Source organism: Parabacteroides sp. CH2-D42-20 (assembly GCF_003670185.1).
GTDB lineage: Bacteria > Bacteroidota > Bacteroidia > Bacteroidales > Tannerellaceae > Parabacteroides > Parabacteroides distasonis.
On sequence record NZ_RAYG01000007.1, the window covers coordinates 76,728 to 95,305 of the forward strand.

The window sequence follows — 18,578 nt, forward strand, 5'->3', positions numbered from 1 at the left end:
CCTTAGTCCCAGTTCGGATTTTGCTCCAAATTTGGATTCAAGACTGTTTGATTATAAGGGATCGGCCATAAATAATCTCGTTTCGGATTAAAAGAACGTTTCACGACTTCTATTCCATCATAATTATGCATCATACCATTATTCTCTTTCTCGGCGGTTTTCCAACGCAAGATATCCGAATAGTAGAGTCCTTCAAAGGTCAACTCGATACGGCGTTCACGGCGGATTACCTCACGCATCTGATCTTTCGTCAAACCTTTTGGTACTTCCGGCATATTGATATCCGGACGCCTACGCAATTGGTTGATGGCATCATAAACTGACTGATCAGGACCACTCGCCTCATTCTGCGCCTCGGCATACGTCAACAGAACTTCCGCATAACGAATTAAAATGAAATTGAAAGCCGAACGTTCTACTAAAGGAATCGTTACATCATCCTCATAAGAAGTGTATTTCTTCACACCGAAACCCGTAGTCGCCACATCTTCTTTTGTGATCGTCTTTCCTAAATACGGATAACCGATGCAAACGATCGATTTCAATAAACGAGGATCTCTGTTCTCATACGGACGAGTCGGATCATAAAGCGGTGACTCTTCTATCGTCTTCCCGTCAATACAGAGATATGTATCAACCAGTTCCTTCAAGGGAGCCGGACGATTCAAGCGCCAGATATTCTGATCATAATCCGTTGGATACTCCGGCAATTTCGCTTCTATATCAAAGATTACCTCACAATTATATTTATTATCTTCGCTAAAGAAATGACGATAATCATTGAATAATTGATAAACGCCAGACTCCATTACCTGCTTAGCAGCTTGGGCCGCCTCCGCCCAACGAGAATTATATAATAAAGTACGGGCTTTTAACGCTAATGCGGCACCTTTTGTCGCACGTCCCAAGTCTGAGCTAGCATAGGTGTCCGGTAGCACGGCAGCGGCCTCCTCCAAATCCTTGACAATCTGATTCACTACCTCTTCCTTGGAATTGCGAGGTAATTCGGCTTGCTCATCCGCATTGGGAGCATCTATAATCAGCGGTACACCTCCGAATTTATCGACCAGACTTAAATAATAGAAAGCTCGTAAGAACTTGGCTTCACCCACCATCTTCGCCTTCTCCGACTCATCCATATCGACACCTCCGACATTAGCGATGAAAGTATTCGTACGGCCAATACCAACGTAACAGTTCTTCCATAAACTTCCGATTAGAGCCGTAGTAGACAAATGTTCACCCTTTCCAATCGCTTGCGTACCATTCGCCTCGTTATAAGGCATCGCATTCGCTGTCAACATATCGAATTCCATCGTATGCAATGAACGCCAAGGTTTCAATGCGTTGTAACATCCCATTATACCGGCGCTCGCATGCTCTTTTGTCTTCCAGAATGTTTCCGTGGAATATTGATCGGAAGGATCTACATCCAACCAGCTATCGCAAGCGATTAAACTCATACAAGCGACAGCGACACATATCATCTTATATATTTTACGTCTCATATTATTATTCCTTATTATTTAAAATGTGACATTAACACCTGCCGTATAAGTCCGTACAGACGGATAGGCATACCAGTTGCTTCCCTTCAAGTTCTTCTCCGGATCAAAATCCTTCATCGGAGAGAACGTGAATAAGTTTTGCGCATTGACAAAGACCTTTAATCTCTTAACCACACCGCTTTTCAAGAAAGAGGCCGGTACGTTATAAGAAAGTTGCAAGTTCTTCAAACGTAAATAAGAGGCATTTCTCAACCAGAAATCATTTGTACGGAAATTCTCGTTCAAGCATCCTTCATACGTAGTCAAGATAGGCAATGTAGCGCTGGTTCCCCGCTCGGGAGTCCAAGCATCCGTCAACCATTGTTCCGGCAAACCACAGCCAAACCATAAAGGAGTAGCACCAATGCGGTCTCCATATGTATAGACATCAGTTACACCTTGGAAGAATGCGCTCAGATCCCAATCCTTATATCCTAAGTTGATATTGAATCCATAAGTTATCTTTGGAATCACACCACCACGTATCTGGCGGTCATCTTCGGTAATTTTCCCATCGCCATTCGTATCCTCAAACTTCAGATATCCCGGTTTAGTAGCCGCGGTTTGATACGGACTATTCTTGATTTCCTCCTCAGATTGGAAAATACCGATAGCATGAAGCATATAATAAGAATCGATAGGCTTTCCTTCTTCCAAGATAAACATTCCATCAATGATTGTTTGCCCCTTCAAGCTAACGATCTTATTCTTGATAAAGGTCATATTTCCATTTACCTCGTAACGGAAGTCCCCGATATTGTTCCGATACCCCATATTCAACTCGAAACCTTTATTGCTCACCTCGCCGATATTACGGATCGGGCCATCCAGACCACCTACTTGATCCGGCAAAGTAACCTTTCGCAAGATGTCGGAAGTACGTTTATCAAAGAACTCGAAAGAGAAATCTAAGTTTCCGTTTAACAAGCTAGCGTCAATACCGACATTCGTCATGGTCGTTGTCTCCCATGTGATGTTCGGATCGTTATAGGCGGTAATAGCCGCTCCGGATTGCATCGCTCCATTCAACGGGTAGTTATAATCCGTAATTGAACCATCATTTTTTATCACCTTCAAGTTCATTAGGTCCACGTAACGGAACAAATCGATACGCTCGTTACCCAATTGTCCCCAAGAAGCTCTCAATTTCAGATTGTAGATCCAAGGAATATCTTTCATAAACTCTTCCTCGCTCAAACGCCATCCGGCAGAGAATGATGGGAAAATACCCCAACGATTTCCTTTGGCAAAACGAGACGAACCATCATAACGAAAGTTACCCTCAAATAAATAACGATCCTTATAACCATAATTCACCCTACCAAAGTAAGACATCAAGACTGATCTCGAGGAAGTACCCGCTACACTCGGATTACTAGAACCTGCGTTTAATTCGTGCAACTCGTTCCCTAAGAAACCTTCTACCTTAGCGGAAAACTCAGTCTTATCATCGCTCTCAAAACTATAGCCAGCCAATACTTTTACGTCATGGGCATCATTGAACTTCTTGCCCCAAGATAAAGTATTGAATACTGTAACTGCCAAGTCATTCTTATCACCTTTATAGGCATGGCGTGTATTCTGACCGTCATAAACCACTCGTTTCTCCTCATTGGTCTTCAACTGATATTCGTATACATCAGGCGCAAAACGAGATTGCAGATAATCATATTTGTTTAAACCGACATTCAGGTTATAAACGATATCAAACGGAAGCTTATATTCCGCAGACAAATTCGCCAACATACGCAAGGACTTATGCTTGTTCTCGCCCTCATCGGCCAACGCCAACGGATGGCGATAGATATTATGCCCAGGAGTACGGATAAAGGTATCCGCATAGCGACCATCGGCCGTATAAGTCGGGTGGAAAGCCTGCGCTTTATAAGTCATCTCCACTAAGTTTGCCACACCCGCTACCGGCTCATTATAGATCTGATAATGCGCATTGATATTAGCGCCGATCTTCAAACGGCTATTTACCTGAGCAGTCGTATTCACAGCTAAGGTATATTTATTGGAATCCGTTCCACGCAATACTCCATTTTGATCACCATAGCCTAAAGATACGGAATACGTATATTTATCATCACCTCCGGAGAAACGCATGTTATGCTCCATAATAAAGGCATTATTATACATGATATCCAACCAATTATTCTGCGGATACATAATCGGGTCTGTTAACATGCCTTGTTTGTACTCCTCGATTAACGCGTCAGAATAATCCACCGTTAGTTTACCTTCGTTCCGTTGCGCTTGGTTTCTCATTTCCATAAACACGACCGGATCATATACGAAGTTAGGCAGATAGGTAGCCTGCTGCACTCCGAAATAGTTATTATAATCGACGGTAAACTTACCTTTCTTTCCCCCCTTTGTCTTTACCAAGACAACGCCATTCGCCGCACGAGAACCGTAGATAGCGGAAGAAGCCGCATCTTTCAATACGGAAATACTCTCAATATCATTCGGATTTACCGCTTCCAACGGGAACTCGATACCATCCACCAAAATCAATGGGTTATTATCGTTCAAGGTTCCCTGACCACGAATACGAATCGTCGCCCCGTCCGCTCCCGGCTGAGCACCCGCTTGATTTACGTAAACACCTTGCGTACCTTGCAACGCTTGGGTTGAGTTGGTGATCGGGCGATTCTCCAACGTCTCCGCATCCAAAGAGGAGATCGCTCCTGTTAAATTCACTTTCTTTTGCGTTCCGTAACCTACGACCACAACCTCATCCAACTTCTGGGTATCCTCGGACAGGCTGACCATTACTTTCGAAGAATTACCAATCTCGACCGTACGATCCGTATAACCAATAAAAGAAACTACCAAGATCGCATTGTCCGGTACTTCCAGACTGAAGTTTCCATCAATATCCGTAATCGTTCCGTTCGTAGTGCCTTTAACGACAACATTCGCCCCGATAATGGGTTCTCCCAAGGCATCTTTTACTTGCCCGGTAATCTTTCGTGGCGAAGACTGGAATAAGGCATTCGGATGTGAGACACTTGAAACACTCTTTGACTTAATTATAATCTGCCGGTCTACAATCTCATATTGGTATCCCGTATTTTTCAAGGCTTGCTCTAAGACCTCCTCTAACGAAGCATTATTTGCTTTTACACTCGTTTTCCTATTTACATTTACTTGATTATCATTCAAGAAGAACGTGTACTCACTATTTTTCTCTATTTCTTTTAGCACTTCCGATATACTGCAATCCTGTTTATTCATGGAAAGCTTATAATTCTGTCCATAGGTAGAAGCGGATACAGTGCATGCGAAAGCCAAGGATAACAACGCACTTATCTTCATGACTCGGTTTACTTTTCTGATTTTTTTCATAACTTTGTAATGTTTCTGATGAATAAATTAGCAGGTGTGTCGGCCTCTCAACTCCTAACGCCTGCCGTCAAGAACATTTGATCAGGAGGAGAAACCTAGTTTTCCTCCTGTTTTTTTATTAGACTCAAGAACTGTTAACAAGCATATCTCTTAGAATTTAACGTTAGACACTCATTTATCTCCCTTTATATATAGTTCATATTCATTGTCTTTCTCTCTGTATTTAATGGGCGACGTATTGCTCAGCATAAACAGGATTCGCTCCAAGGACTCATCCCGTACCTTAAACGTAAACCGATATTTCTCCGCTATCTCCTTCGGACACTTTATCTCCCGCCCGTACCAAGGCTCCAGACGGGTAAGGATCATACTCAAGCGTTCGTTCTCAAAACTGAGGACACCGTTACGCCAACCCGAATACTCCTCGGCATTAACCGTCTTAACTCTAACGGTATTCGCTTGTTTGTCGAAAACCAACATCTCGTTCGGGTTCAATATCACCTCACGCCTGTTCTTCACATTGGGACCTCCCAAGCCAATCTTCACCTTACCGTTTAACAGGATCGTCTCCAACTTGCTCTCGGAATCATAGTTGAAAACCTCGAAGGCCGTGCCCAAGGCCGTTACATCCATGTTCTTGGTATGCACGGTAAATGGTCTTTCCCGATCTTTCGCTACGTCGAAGAAGGCTTGCCCTTTTAATTCCACATCACGGGTCTTGCCATCGAAACTCTTTGGGTAAATCAACTGGCTATTCGGCCCCATTCTCACGGTCGTACCGTCCGATAAGGAAACCGGCTCTATGCAACGGACACCGGAGGCCATTACATATATATATTGATCTTCTTTCGTATGAGACCAATAAACTACGCTTCCTACACCTAAAAGTAGCAATATGGAGGCGGCTATCGCCGTAATCTTATAGACCCAGAGTTTACGGACACCGTTTGTCGCCATTGTCCGGGCTATGATTCGTTCCCACATGCGATTCCCCACCACGGGATTCACGCGATCCGCAACCTCGTCCCATTGGGAACGCATACGCTCTTCCACTTTGGGGTCACACAGCAAACGTTGCCGATCTTTCTCATCCAGAGCATCTCGCATCAACTTCTTCAATATCGTTCTCGTATCTTCGCTCATGTTTATTATTCTTGTTCTATTTATAAATACACGCCACGACTCCCTCCCCCCTATTGGAAGATAAAAAAATTCGCTTAGGTTAATCAAATTCAGATAAGATACCCAAATACGATTGAAAAATAATCATGCCTAAAGCCTCAAGTACAATTAAATGTCTATTACTTATAGGTACTCTTTAAAATTATCTTTACGAAATTGTATTTTATCAGTATCTTCCTTGCTTTCCATCCTTATATTTCCGTCCTTTGTATTCAATGAAATTGGTTGCCGACGGTGTCGGCAGTATTTCCGACGCCGTCAGCAATATTTCCGACAGCGTCAGCAGCATTGCCGAGGGCGTCGGCAACCGATTTCATCAAATAGAAACGCCAAAGAGATAAACGTTAAATATCCGAGGCATCCTATACATTATCCATTTAAATAACGAGAAAATCATGGGTAAACCAAGAAGTGGCATCCAAGTCAGTATTTATAATACACCGGGCAATGAACAACGCGGGCCAACATCCTGCGCACGAGTCATCACCAGAGATACCAAACGCATGAACGATATATGTGAGTATATTTCCGAATGCTCATCCGTCACCTCCGCCGACATAAAAGGTGTATTGGAGGCGCTTACTTCCTATATCGGCAGGGAATTATCCTATGGGTACAGCGTGGAACTGGAAGGATTGGGACATTTCTCGCCATCGGTAAAAAGCAAAGAAGTAACGGACCAGAAAGGAAATACTAAATCAAGCGCTAGCATACACGGCGTTAACTTCCGCTGCTCTCCCCGACTGAAGGAGATGGTAAAAAAGAACGCCCCCATCTTGGTTAAACGGGAAAATCTGCCCAAAACGGGAATCGAGGGAAGGAAGGCTAAGATGTTATCTTATCTAGAAAGAAACTCATATATAAATCTCACCGATTACGCCGGCTTGAACAATTGTACCCGCTACCGTGCGAGCGAGGATATCAAGCAATTTATCAAGGATAACGTAATAGCCAGCGTAGGATATCGAACACACCGGATTTATGTGCTGCCTGAAAAAGAAGACGAGCAAAACTAAAACTTAAGACGCAGTGGCACTTCCGGACTCTATAAATACGTGACCTAGGAAAGCGCTAGATAAACCAGATAAGTAACATGATATTTTTCTTCAAGAACTTCAAGGCTTCGCTGATCTGGTTCTCAACGGTCTTCTCCGAAATATTGAGTTGGAAGGCTATCTCTTTATAGCTTTTATGCTCCTTCCGGCTTAGATTAAAGATAACCCGGCGTCTTTCCGGCAATTCCTCTATCAAATGATCGATATACTCCCCCAAGTTATAGGCGGTGATCTCTTCCTCTAAGTCGTAGGAGGTCTCCATAGCGGACAAGACCGTCATTTTATAAAAGTCCTCGTTCACGTTCTTCCGGTGCTGATTAAAGATCAAGTTACGGCTGATGACAAACAGAAGCCCCTTGAAGTTATCATCCTCCCGGATGAATTCCCTCGACTCCCAGACCTTGATAAACACCTCTTGTACCACATCCTCGGCCACATCCCGATTATTCAAATAAAGCCCGCAGAAATGATAAACCTTTTCCCAATATTGTTTATACAACATCGAAAAAGCCTCCCTATCTCCTTCTTTCAACGACTTTATAATTTGTCTCTCTTTCATTTAGCATCACATATCGTTTCGCGAAGATAATAAAATCATATACTAATAAAAGTTAATGATATCCCAGTTCTCCCGGACTTCTTTGTACTATTAATATAGCACGAGAAATAATGGAAGAAGAAAACAAACATATAAGCGATTTATTAATCCGATACGTAAATGGACTCTATACACGGAACGATATAGAGACCTTGCGGAAGTTAGCCTCATCCATAACGGAGCGAGCAGAATTAGAAAGCGAAATGGACCGGGTCTGGAGCGAAGCGCAGGACTTACCTCAATCCGATTCCCATAATCATCTGCTTTATAAGAAGGAGGCGCAAGACCTGTTGGATAAGACACGTAAAAGAGAAAGAAGAATCTCCCTATCCACTTTCATCAAGTATGCGGCGAGCATAGCGATTATCGTTTCCATCGGATTCGGAGCGAAACTATACCTAAATCATTCAGCGAAGCAGCATACATCTGCCAGCGACCATCTCCTAACGGAAATAAGCGTCAATCATGGCGAACATAAGCAAGTCACCCTTCCCGATGGCACGGTCGTTCATCTAAACGCCGGTACCGTCATGCGATACCCAACGGAATTTACCTCTGACATCCGTTTGGTAGAAATGGAAGGAGAAGCTTTTTTCAATGTCATGAGAGACGAGGGCAAGCCCTTCATCGTCCGTACCCGACAAGCCGACGTAAAAGTACTCGGAACCTCTTTCAACGTAAAAGCCTATCAAGAGGATGAGTTGATGGCCGTCAGCGTTCGGACCGGAAAAGTTGAGGTGGATATGCCCGAAAGCGTAATGCGCCTATTACCGAACGAGCAAGTAATCGTGAATAACGCAAATGGAGAGATCCTTAAAAAGAACGAGGACGTCCAAAAAGTAACGGCATGGTTGCAAGGCGGCCTTTATTTTAACCGGACACCTATTAGTAGCGTTGTACATGATCTGGAACGGATGTATAATCAAGCGATCGTACTCGATCCGAATAGCGTATTCGACGATTACATCTATGGCGAGCACGACAATAAAAGTCTGGAAGCCGTACTGAACGCGATTCAATATTCAACCGGCATCCGATACCGGACGGAAAGAAACCGGATCGTGTTATACAAAACGAGTTATTAACCTTAAAATCGATTTGTCATGAAAGATACGACCTAAGCATAGCCACATAAAAAAGGGAAACCGACCTCTGACCTTCGATCTCCCTTTATCTTTCCCGATATGTACACCCTTGGATTGGACCCCCTTGGAGATTACAGAAATCGGACTGTTTTTAAAAGTGTATAAAAACAACCTTTAAACATACAAAATTATGAACTTTCCAACTATTACTAGGTATAATTGGATGTGTTGTTCTATTATTTTAGTTTTTTTAGCGTTAAGCTCCCCTAAGCCTCTGCAAGCCCAAGAAAATCAAAAAGAAAGAATAACGATTCAAGTAAAAAACCAACCCATACAAAAAGTCTTCGATGATTTGTCGAAGCAGACAGGATTAAAGTTTTTCTATGGAGAAGCCATCGCGAACCGGAACGTACAAGTTAACCTAAAGTTCAAGAACGCTCCCATCAACAGCGTATTGAACGAGATCACCCGGCAAGCCAATCTTTATTTTAAGCGAGAGAATAACACGATAGCCGTCAGTCTCGGAAACGCGGGCAACGCCTCCGTTCCAGTGACGCAAGACCGGAAAGTGACCGGTATCATTACAGATGAACGGGGCGAACCGATCATCGGGGCGAACGTCGTGGTAAAAGGTACGTCCAAAGGGACAGTTACCGACCTGAACGGTGAGTATAGCATCGAGGCGAACGGTAAATCGATCCTGCTCATATCTTACATCGGCTATTTATCGGAAGAAGTGGCCGTAGGCAACAACAAAACCCTCAATATCCAGCTAAAGGAAGACACCCAGAAGCTTGATGAGGTAGTCGTGATCGGTTACGGAACACAGAAACGAAGCAATCTTTCCGGAGCGATCTCGAAAGTCACCTCCGAGGTTATCGAATCTAAGCCCGTGACCAACGTGCTATCCGCCTTGCAGGGAGAAATACCGGGGATGGTTATCCAACGAAGCTCCGGCCAGCCGGGTAACGAGGACTTTAAGATGAACATACGTGGAGTCTCATCCGCTAACGGAGACAGTGCCCCGCTGGTTTTAGTAGATGGTATTCCCGGTGATATCAATATGATCAATCCGCAGGATATCGATGCCATCTCCGTCTTAAAAGATGCCTCTGCCTCTATTTACGGAGCACGGGCCGCAGGCGGCGTTGTCTTGATTACGACCAAGAAGGGAGCGACCGGCGCACCTAAGATCACTTACAATGGAAACTTGTCGATCTCCAAGATGACCGGTATGATGAAAGCGCCAACCAATTATGAGATGGCGATCATGGACAACGAGGCCAATATCCATAACGGCTCCGCCCCTATGTATACGCAAGAGCTTCTGGATAGGATCTTGTCCAACGACCCGAATCCGATCGATCACCCGTTGTATGGAGGATGGAAATTGTTCTTTACGAACACGGACTGGATGGACGAGTTGTTGAACAACGGCGTTCAGCATAAGCACAATCTCACTATCTCCGGTGGCGGCGAGAAATCCAATTATTATTTATCCGCCGGTTATAGCAAGCAATTCGGAGTCGTAAAATATGCCGACGACAATAACACCAAGTATAATCTACGTATGAACTACGATTATAGGATCACGGATTGGTTAAAGCTGGAAACCAAAGTAGCCTTGGACAATAATAGACGTACCGATGTAGGCAGCAACGGAGCGTGGGTAATCGGTGAGGCGATTCTGGATATGCCTAACCACCCGGTCTATAATGCCGAAGGTAACTTCTTCACCCAAGGAGGCTGGAGCAATGCCGTAGCGTTGGCCAAAGAGAGCGAGACCGCCACGTTCAAGACCCGGGAGATGAATGGTAATTTCAGGTTAATCGCCAACATTATCGACGGACTGACCTTAACCGCCCAAGCCGGTGTTAATTATAAGAACAAAAACAATGAGGACATAGCGAAAGCGATCCCTCTTTATACATGGGACAATAATATCACCTACTACACCGGAGCGGGAAGTCCGGAGCAGTCTGCCGTGGATCGCACGACAGAAGAGACCGTTTACCAAAATTACACGGCCTACTTGAATTACGATAAGAACTTCGGCCCGGACCACCATCTGGACGCCATGTTAGGTATGGCCTACGAGACGGAGGAAGTCCGCATGTTCATGGCACGCCGTGATAACTTCATCTCGGATGAGCTGTGGGAGCTTAACCTCGGAGGCACGGGAAATATGAAGAACGACGCCAAAGCCGAGCATTGGGCTACCGGCTCTACCTTCGCCCGCCTAGGCTACAGCTTTAAGAACAAGTACATTCTGGAGACAAACTTCCGTTATGACGGTAGTTCCCGTTTCGCCCCCGGCAACCGGTGGAGGATGTTTCCCGGAGTCTCCGCCAGCTGGCGTATCTCGCAAGAAAACTTCTTGAAAAACTCCAAGGTATTCAATGAGCTGAAGTTAAGAGCATCATACGGACAGACCGGAAACCAAGAAGGTATCCGCCTGTATGACTATATCCAGTTGCTAAAGTTTAGGGACGATGGCTGGGGAACTAAATTAATCTATCCGTTCGGAAACGGTTCCCAAAGCCAAGCCATGGGCTTAGACGTATTGGCCGGGGTAGACCGGACATGGGAAATTCTGGAGAATGTCAACGTGGGTGTCGATGCCGCTTTCCTTGATTCCCGCCTCGGCTTCTCGTTTGATTATTTCGTGAAGATGAATAATAATATGTTAATTCCGGTAACTTATCCCAGCATGTTAGGTGCGGAGGCACCCTATTCGAACTCGGGTAAATTACGCACGAACGGTTTCGAGTTGACATTGAACTGGACCGACAAGATCGGCAACGTTGAATACTCTGCCCAATTCCAGTTGACCGACGCCGTGAACAAATTAGTTGAATACGGAGGTGCCGATACCTATAAACTAGGATTGAACGAGACCCGGGAAGGTTATCCCATGAATTCCTATTTCGCTTACGTATACGATGGCGTGATCAAGGACCAAGCGGATCTCGACGCTTATAAGAAACTAGAGGGCGTACCTTCCAATATCGGCATCGGAGACGCGAAGTTCAAGGATTTGAACGGCGACGGTAAGATCTCCACCTACGGTGATAAAGATGGGGATGACGGCGACGCCGAATACGTTGGCTCCACCACTCCCCGCTATTCCTTCGGATTGAATCTGGGCGCTAAATGGAACAACTTCGATATCAGCGTATTCTTCCAAGGAGTTGCCAAGCGCACCTTGTTCCGTGAAGGAGACTTCGCCATGCCTTGGAGCGACTGGTGGAGATACCCGCCCCAGTTCTACTACGGCCAGACATGGAACGAGGATCGCCCGGACGCCTATTATCCCCGCTTGACGCATGGAGAAATCCGGCATTGGAATTATCAGGCATCCACCCTGCAAAAGATCAACGCCGCCTACATTCGCCTAAAGAATATCCAGATAGGCTACACGCTCCCCAAAGGCGCGTTACAGAAACTAGGCATCGAACGGACACGCTTTTACGTAAGCGGACAGGATCTATTCGAGATACATAACGTAAAAGGAGGATGGGACCCCGAGTCGGACAAAGCCGGATTCAATTATCCGTTCCAACGTTATTATTCTTTCGGTATTGACTTAACTTTCTAAGGTTCCACGAAAAAACAAATTAGCAGTATGAGACGATTTAATATAATTATAGCGCTATCAGCCACACTCGGGCTATCTAGTTGCGACTTGGATATGACACCTATGGATCAAGTGTCCGACGCCGTATTTTGGCAAAAGCCTTCCGATTTCGAGTTGGCCGCCAATGATTTCTACTTCAGCCTGATGGAGGCCTCCCAATATATAGATAAGAACTCGGATATCGCTTTCGGTTCGGGGGCGGACGACGTAAGCGATGGTTCTTATTTAGCACCGGTCAATTCGGATGATTGGGATGAGCCTTGGAAATTCATCCAATCCACTTCCTATCTGCTCAAGAAAGCGGAGGAGTCTGGATTGACCGACGACGAGATCGGACGCTGGAAAGCCGAGGCCCATTTCTTCCGGGCCTACAACTACTGGAAACTGGTCAAGTTCTACGGAGGGGTTCCCAAGATAGAGATTCCCTTGAATACCTCCTCGGAACAGCTTTACACGCCTCGCTCCTCCCAGCAGGAGATCATTGATTTTATCATCGACGATCTCGATAAGGCGATTCCTTTGCTTCCCAAGCAAAGCCAGTTGACTACCGAGGAATTGGGCCGTACCACGCAAGGGGCCGCCTTAGCGTTAAAAGCCCGCGTATCCTTGTACGAGGGAACTTGGGAGAAATACCATCAAGGCTCCAACGCCGATATGTATATCCAATCGGCCATCGATGCCGCCCAAGCCTTAGTGGATTCCAAGGAATACGCCTTGTTCCGGGATAAAGGGAAGGAAAGCTATAAATATCTACATATCTTAGAGGGGGATGATAGCAAGGAGGTCTTATTGGCAAGGCGTTATTATAAATTGAGAGTGACCCATAACTGGACACGGGAACTTTGGTTCGGTGCCATGGTTCCTACAAAAAACCTTGCGGATATGTATTTATGTAACGATGGTCTGCCCATCGACAAATCCCCTTTATTTAAGGGATTCCAATACCAGACGAGTGAATTCGAGAACCGGGACTCCCGTATGGAGCAGACGTTTATCGTTCCCGGTAGCGAGGTCTTTTTCGAGGGAGGTCTCTGGACACCTACCTATCCGGGATTTGTAGGGAATAGCGCTACACGCACAGGCTATATGATCCGTAAGTTCTTGGATGAGACATTGGATGCCGCTCAATTCATCGGCGAATACGACTTCAAGGAGTTTCGTTACGCCGAAGTCCTGCTGATCCTCGCCGAGGCTTTATACGAGAAGAACGGACAAATCACGGACGATCAGTTAGACATCACCATCAATGATCTGAGAAACCGGGCGAATATGCCTCACCTAACCAACGCTTTTGTCTCCGCCAACGGACTGAATATGCTGGAAGAGATCCGGCGTGAGAGAACCGTGGAACTGGCATTCGAAGGATATCGCCGGGACGACCTACGTCGTTGGGGCACGGCGGAAACGGTTCTTCCCCTTGCGATCCGTGGCGTGAAATTCGTGGGTACGGAGTATCAACAGAAATTCCCGGAGTTGGTGATCGGGCAGGATATACAGGTGGATAGCGATGGCTTTATCATCGCCCAACCCGCATCCGCCCGCAAGTTCCAGACACCGAAGCATTGGCTATCCCCGATCCCTTTGCAACAGGTACAATTGTCGAAAGGAACCTTGGAACAGAATCCGGGCTGGTAAGGGTTTTTCCAAGAATAAGCGACTATATATATGGAGGTAGGTCCGACCTATACGGGAGGGTAGGCCCTACCTATACGAGAAGGGAGGGCCTACTTATCCGGGAAGGGAATCCCATTTAAATATGAATTATCTTAAATTTTTATAGCATGAAGAAATACTTTTTAGCGGTAGCTAGTTTTTTTATTTATTCTCATATCAGTCTAGGCCAAGTGTATCCGGGGCAGATGGATTCCACGTTTGTCCCTGTACGGAGTCACCACTATGACCCGGAGTTAACATTTGATTTTTGCGTGAATGAACCCGCTTGGAGCAATCAGGCGGGTATCCATTCCGCCTTCGGATCGACCGACCGGCTTTATTTCCGGAAGGAAGTACCCGTAAACCATGACAACGATTTATCATCTTCCTACTCTACGACCGTTTGGAGGGGGGAAAGAGCGAATGCCCTGATATTGGTATGGTCGTCAGAAGCGTTGGAACAAGTACGTGTCTCTACGCAGGACTTGAGGAGCGCCGAGGGAAACATCATCCCGAAAGATCGGATTACCTTCGAGTTGGTGCGTTACGTATTGTCCAATTATCCGTATGCCGAGAAAAAAGCCATCTGCGGGGAATCTCCCTACAAATCCGGCTTCTTGATGCCAGACCGTTTCGAGACGCTGGACCGCTTCGATCTCCCTTCCCAAACCACCCGTCCGGTATGGATGATGGTGGATGTGCCGAGAGGAACCGCTCCCGGTACGTATAAAGGCAAAGTGGAGGTACGGGCGAAAGGCAAGGCTCCTCAACTATTGAATCTGGAGATCGTGGTGCAAAACCAGTTGCTCCCCTATCCGAAAGACTGGAAATACCGTCTGGACCTATGGCAGAACCCGTGGGCCGTGGCATGGTACAATCACGTGGAACCGTGGTCACCAGAACATAAAATGCTTCTCAAGCAGCATTTGAAGCATTATGCCGATGCGGGTGGTACCTACATCACGACTTATGGAGTACATTCTCCTTGGTCCGATAACTCCTATATGATCGAGGGGGGTATGATCGAGTGGATCAAGAAAGCAGACGGCACATGGGCCTTCGACTACAAGATCTTCGACGAGTACGTAGAATTAGCGATGGAATGTGGCATCGACGAGGCAATCACCCTCTATACCCCGATTCCTTGGGGATTCCGTCACCGCTATAAGGACGAGGCTACGGGCGATTATTCTTATATCAACTGGGCGCCAAGCTCGGAGGAATTCAAGAAGATGTGGAATATCTTCCTCACGGATTTCAAGTTCCATCTAGAAGCTAAAAGCTGGTTGGACATCACCTATATCGGAATCAACGAGAATCCGATGGAAGAGACCTTAGCGGCTATCAATGTCGTGCGCAACCATGATAAATGCTGGAAGATCACTTACGCCGGCAATTGGCATAAGGAATTGGACGGACTGCTGGACGATTATTCTTTCCTTTACGGAGAGGAACCTACCATCGCCGAGCAAAAGGCACGGGCCGCCACCGGACGCACGTCCACCGTATACGTATGCTGTAACCCGCCGATCCCGAACAACTTCGTGTTCTCTCCTCCTATCGAGGGACGTTGGATCAGTTGGTATGTAATGGCGTATGGTTATGACGGCTTCTTGCGATGGGCTTACGACGCTTGGCCGGAAGATGCCGATCGCGACGCACGTCATGGCTCTTGGGCAGCAGGCGATTGCTACATGGTATATCCGGGAGGCAAAAGTTGCATCCGCTTCGAGAAAATGAGAGAAGGTATCGTGGATTTCGAGAAGGTCCGTATCTTACGGGAACTGACCGCCCAATCGGGTAACGCTCAAGCTCAAGGCTTATTGAAGCAGCTAGACCAACATTTGTCTATCTTCCCGAAAGAGAAAGAGTTCGATGAGAACAAGATCTCGGCGGATGTACGTAAGGGTAACCTCATCATCCGTCAACTGTCCGATCTTTTGGCGAAATAATGGGCTTATATAGCAGGAAAGACATGAAAGCATATCGTTTAATCCTATCACTCATGGCAAGCGTAGCCGTAGGGACAGCATTCTCGCAGACAACAGGTGTTGTTTGCGAGGAGTTCGACCAGATACAGCTGACGCACGTATTGACGCCCGCCGGCCCGCTACCGACCGCCTTGGACCCGAATGGCGTATACCCCTATATGAGTTATAGCGAGACCTCAAATCGTCCGGTGCCTAAAAGGTACCGGATGATCTCGCTAGAGAACGAGAAAGTCAAGGCTATCATCTGCCCCGATCTTTGCGGGAAAGTAATATCCCTCACTCACAAGGAGAGCGGCAAGGAGGTCTTGTACAGACCGGACGTAATCAAATACACACGGATATTACCCCGTTTCTATTTCGTGGCCGGGGGGATCGAGGTCAGTTTCCCGATCTCCCACTCTCCCACGCAAAATGAGCCGGTGCTTTATCAGATCGATCATACGGGAGACCGCACATATGTAACATGCGGAGAACGGGAATCTCATTACGGTATGCAATGGTCTGTAGAATATTCCTTAGGAGATAAGGACGAATGCCTTACCCAAAGGGTTGTTTACTACAACCCGGGAAAGCAAGCCTATCCATGGATGTCATGGTCCAACGCCGCCCTTCCTTGCGCACCGGATACCCAATACGATTTCCCGAACGGGACCGTATTATCCCATGCCTCCACGTTGGACACGATCGACTGGAAAACCGAAGGAACCCATCATGAACGGGATATCAAAGAGATGACCGGCTACTTCTGGAAAACGAAAGACGTGAATGCTTTCGGGGCCTACACTCCCTCCTTGGGCAGCGGGCTCTATCATATCGCCGACGAATCCAGTACGCCCGGTATCAAGCTATGGAGTTATGGCGTAGCCGGCGACAAGGAATGGTCCATGCTCAGTACCCCCGACCGGCAGCCTTACGTAGAAATCCAAGGTGGCCCGATCAGCGACCAATCTATCAAGCTCGAATTGCGTCCCGGCGAGAAAAAGAATCACGTAGAATATTGGATACCGACAGATCATCCTTTGGATATCTATTCCTTAAAGGTTCCGGCATTAAGGCTTCGCCCGATCGATCGCATCCCGCTATTCGACTGGGCCCGGAAGAATGAATCTTCCATCTGGATCGCCTTAGCCGATGCCTATAAGAATAAGTCCACGCTTCCCGCCGCCCCCTATCCGGAAGACGGGCAGTGGGCTCCATCCGGCATGGAAGATCTGGACGATGCTTTTCGTTGGGCGATCCAAATATCTCCCCGGCCGGAACGGGATTATTGGCAATTCCACTATGGGACTTGGTTGGCTGGAAGAGAACGTGTAGAGGAGGCGATCGAACAACTATCCATTCCGGATATCGATCTGGCGAAAGCTTTATTGGCAAGGCTATATGTTCGTCGGCAGGCGTGGGAAAAGGCGAGAGATACTTACGCCGCTATCCCCGAGACCTCGTGGTTGAACCTACATCCCCAGTTGGTTATCGAGCGGGATAAAGTATTAAAGAAGTTTGGAACAGAGGCTTTACCGGAACGGGAAAAATGGTTGGATAAGATAAACGCGTCCTCTGATGAATGGGTGGTCGAGCGAAAGGTACAGCTACTGATTGATAAGAAGCAATATCAAGAAGCCAAGGATTTATTACTATCCACCCATTTCCAGAAAGTGCATCAAACTTACACCCGTACGGGACTTTGGGAACAGATCAACGAAGGCTTGGGCCTCTCCCCGCAACCTGTACCGGAACAACTCGGCGAGGATCGCTTAGCCCGGTTCGGTGCCTATCGGGAATATGAATAAAGGGAGGTGTGTTTTTAGAGCAGTAGCTTCATATAAGTCTCCGCATATTTAGCCAGAAACGCCCGGATCACTTTCAAGGCCGTAGAGATATGTTGTTGTACCGTATATACCGAGATACCCAAACTGTCGGCTATCTCCTTATGGGATTTCATATCTTTACGGCTCATATCAAAAACCCTTTTTTGTTGTGGACTCAACGTTTCAAGCGCCTTATCCAACAATGCGTTTAAATCCGTATCCAATACCGAATCCTCCGTCTCGTTCGTGCTATCCAATGAGGCGGACCGTATCTTATCCCTCAGCTCCAACTCACGCTCCAGTCCCGCCAACAGGTTTAAGATCCGATTTTTCACGATCGTATACACATACGGGCCAAAAGGTACATTCGGGTTCAAGAAACGGCGATTTTGCCAAATAGAGGCGAAAGCATCCTGAAAAACATCTTCCGCCATATCCCGGGATTTAAGGAATTTCAAGGAAAACCACATCAAGCGATCCTTATACAGGGCATATAATTCACAAAAGGCCGACTCGTCCCCTTCTAGCAAGTCCGCCACAAGCCTTCTTTCTTTCTCTGAATCAATGTCTGCCATTCGACTTATTCTCCCACTTCGATTACATAGGTTCAAATGTATGCAAAATTCCCAAAGGTAAAAACAAATTGAACCAAAATCAGCAACTCCATCATA

The 18,578-nt window shown here is 46.4% G+C and carries 11 protein-coding genes; 6 read left to right on the forward strand and 5 right to left on the reverse strand.

Features of this window, described 5'->3' with window-relative positions; genetic code table 11:
• Positions 1-2: 2 nt before the first annotated feature.
• The 3 genes from D7V92_RS06050 to D7V92_RS06060 form a co-directional block, all read right to left on the reverse strand.
• Positions 3-1,508 carry a RagB/SusD family nutrient uptake outer membrane protein gene (locus D7V92_RS06050; protein ID WP_036610559.1) on the reverse strand — a complete coding sequence of 502 codons (1,506 nt, stop codon included), beginning with the start codon at positions 1,506-1,508 and terminating at the stop codon, positions 3-5.
• 18 nt (positions 1,509-1,526) lie between these two features.
• On the reverse strand, positions 1,527-4,901 hold the full coding sequence (locus D7V92_RS06055; protein ID WP_233572803.1) for a TonB-dependent receptor: 3,375 nt from the start codon (positions 4,899-4,901) through the stop codon (positions 1,527-1,529).
• Positions 4,902-5,072: 171 nt separating this feature from the next.
• Complete coding sequence (locus D7V92_RS06060; protein ID WP_121772502.1) at positions 5,073-6,044, reverse strand: FecR family protein; 972 nt, start codon at positions 6,042-6,044, stop codon at positions 5,073-5,075.
• Positions 6,045-6,478: 434 nt separating this feature from the next.
• Between D7V92_RS06060 and D7V92_RS06065 the strand changes: the two genes are divergently transcribed.
• Entirely contained in the window at positions 6,479-7,099 is a 621-nt protein-coding gene (locus D7V92_RS06065; protein ID WP_005866317.1) for an HU family DNA-binding protein, read from the forward strand.
• A gap of 55 nt (positions 7,100-7,154) precedes the next feature.
• Here D7V92_RS06065 and D7V92_RS06070 read toward each other — a convergent pair whose 3' ends face one another.
• Complete coding sequence (locus D7V92_RS06070; RefSeq protein WP_036610548.1) at positions 7,155-7,697, reverse strand: RNA polymerase sigma-70 factor; 543 nt, start codon at positions 7,695-7,697, stop codon at positions 7,155-7,157.
• Between the two features lie 110 nt (positions 7,698-7,807).
• Between D7V92_RS06070 and D7V92_RS06075 the strand changes: the two genes are divergently transcribed.
• The 5 genes from D7V92_RS06075 (at position 7,808) to D7V92_RS06095 (ending at position 17,889) form a co-directional block, all read left to right on the forward strand.
• Positions 7,808-8,821, forward strand: coding sequence for a FecR family protein (locus D7V92_RS06075; protein WP_121772503.1), 1,014 nt, complete (start codon positions 7,808-7,810; stop codon positions 8,819-8,821).
• A 190-nt stretch (positions 8,822-9,011) separates the two neighbouring features.
• The gene (locus tag D7V92_RS06080; protein ID WP_121772504.1) at positions 9,012-12,419 is read left to right on the forward strand and encodes a TonB-dependent receptor; all 3,408 of its coding nucleotides are present in this window, start codon (positions 9,012-9,014) and stop codon (positions 12,417-12,419) included.
• 27 nt (positions 12,420-12,446) lie between these two features.
• On the forward strand, positions 12,447-14,093 hold the full coding sequence (locus tag D7V92_RS06085; RefSeq protein WP_044544964.1) for a RagB/SusD family nutrient uptake outer membrane protein: 1,647 nt from the start codon (positions 12,447-12,449) through the stop codon (positions 14,091-14,093).
• Between the two features lie 146 nt (positions 14,094-14,239).
• On the forward strand, positions 14,240-16,063 hold the full coding sequence (locus D7V92_RS06090; RefSeq protein ID WP_121772505.1) for a DUF4091 domain-containing protein: 1,824 nt from the start codon (positions 14,240-14,242) through the stop codon (positions 16,061-16,063).
• 23 nt (positions 16,064-16,086) lie between these two features.
• Positions 16,087-17,889 (forward strand): DUF5107 domain-containing protein, encoded by a 1,803-nt coding sequence (locus tag D7V92_RS06095; protein ID WP_121772506.1) that lies wholly within the window; start codon positions 16,087-16,089, stop codon positions 17,887-17,889.
• Positions 17,890-17,903: 14 nt separating this feature from the next.
• On the opposite strand, the gene D7V92_RS06100 is transcribed toward D7V92_RS06095, so the two are convergent.
• On the reverse strand, positions 17,904-18,482 hold the full coding sequence (locus D7V92_RS06100) for an RNA polymerase sigma-70 factor (protein ID WP_036610533.1): 579 nt from the start codon (positions 18,480-18,482) through the stop codon (positions 17,904-17,906).
• Positions 18,483-18,578: the final 96 nt, after the last annotated feature.

Bases quoted from the DNA above. Each gene is read 5' to 3' on its own strand.
- D7V92_RS06050 (WP_036610559.1), bottom strand. From the start codon at position 1,508: ATGAGACGTAAAATATATAAGATGATATGTGTCGCTGTCGCTTGTATG.
- D7V92_RS06055 (WP_233572803.1), bottom strand. From the start codon at position 4,901: ATGAAAAAAATCAGAAAAGTAAACCGAGTCATGAAGATAAGTGCGTTG.
- D7V92_RS06060 (WP_121772502.1), bottom strand. From the start codon at position 6,044: ATGAGCGAAGATACGAGAACGATATTGAAGAAGTTGATGCGAGATGCT.
- D7V92_RS06065 (WP_005866317.1), top strand. From the start codon at position 6,479: ATGGGTAAACCAAGAAGTGGCATCCAAGTCAGTATTTATAATACACCG.
- D7V92_RS06070 (WP_036610548.1), bottom strand. From the start codon at position 7,697: ATGAAAGAGAGACAAATTATAAAGTCGTTGAAAGAAGGAGATAGGGAG.
- D7V92_RS06075 (WP_121772503.1), top strand. From the start codon at position 7,808: ATGGAAGAAGAAAACAAACATATAAGCGATTTATTAATCCGATACGTA.
- D7V92_RS06080 (WP_121772504.1), top strand. From the start codon at position 9,012: ATGAACTTTCCAACTATTACTAGGTATAATTGGATGTGTTGTTCTATT.
- D7V92_RS06085 (WP_044544964.1), top strand. From the start codon at position 12,447: ATGAGACGATTTAATATAATTATAGCGCTATCAGCCACACTCGGGCTA.
- D7V92_RS06090 (WP_121772505.1), top strand. From the start codon at position 14,240: ATGAAGAAATACTTTTTAGCGGTAGCTAGTTTTTTTATTTATTCTCAT.
- D7V92_RS06095 (WP_121772506.1), top strand. From the start codon at position 16,087: ATGAAAGCATATCGTTTAATCCTATCACTCATGGCAAGCGTAGCCGTA.
- D7V92_RS06100 (WP_036610533.1), bottom strand. From the start codon at position 18,482: ATGGCAGACATTGATTCAGAGAAAGAAAGAAGGCTTGTGGCGGACTTG.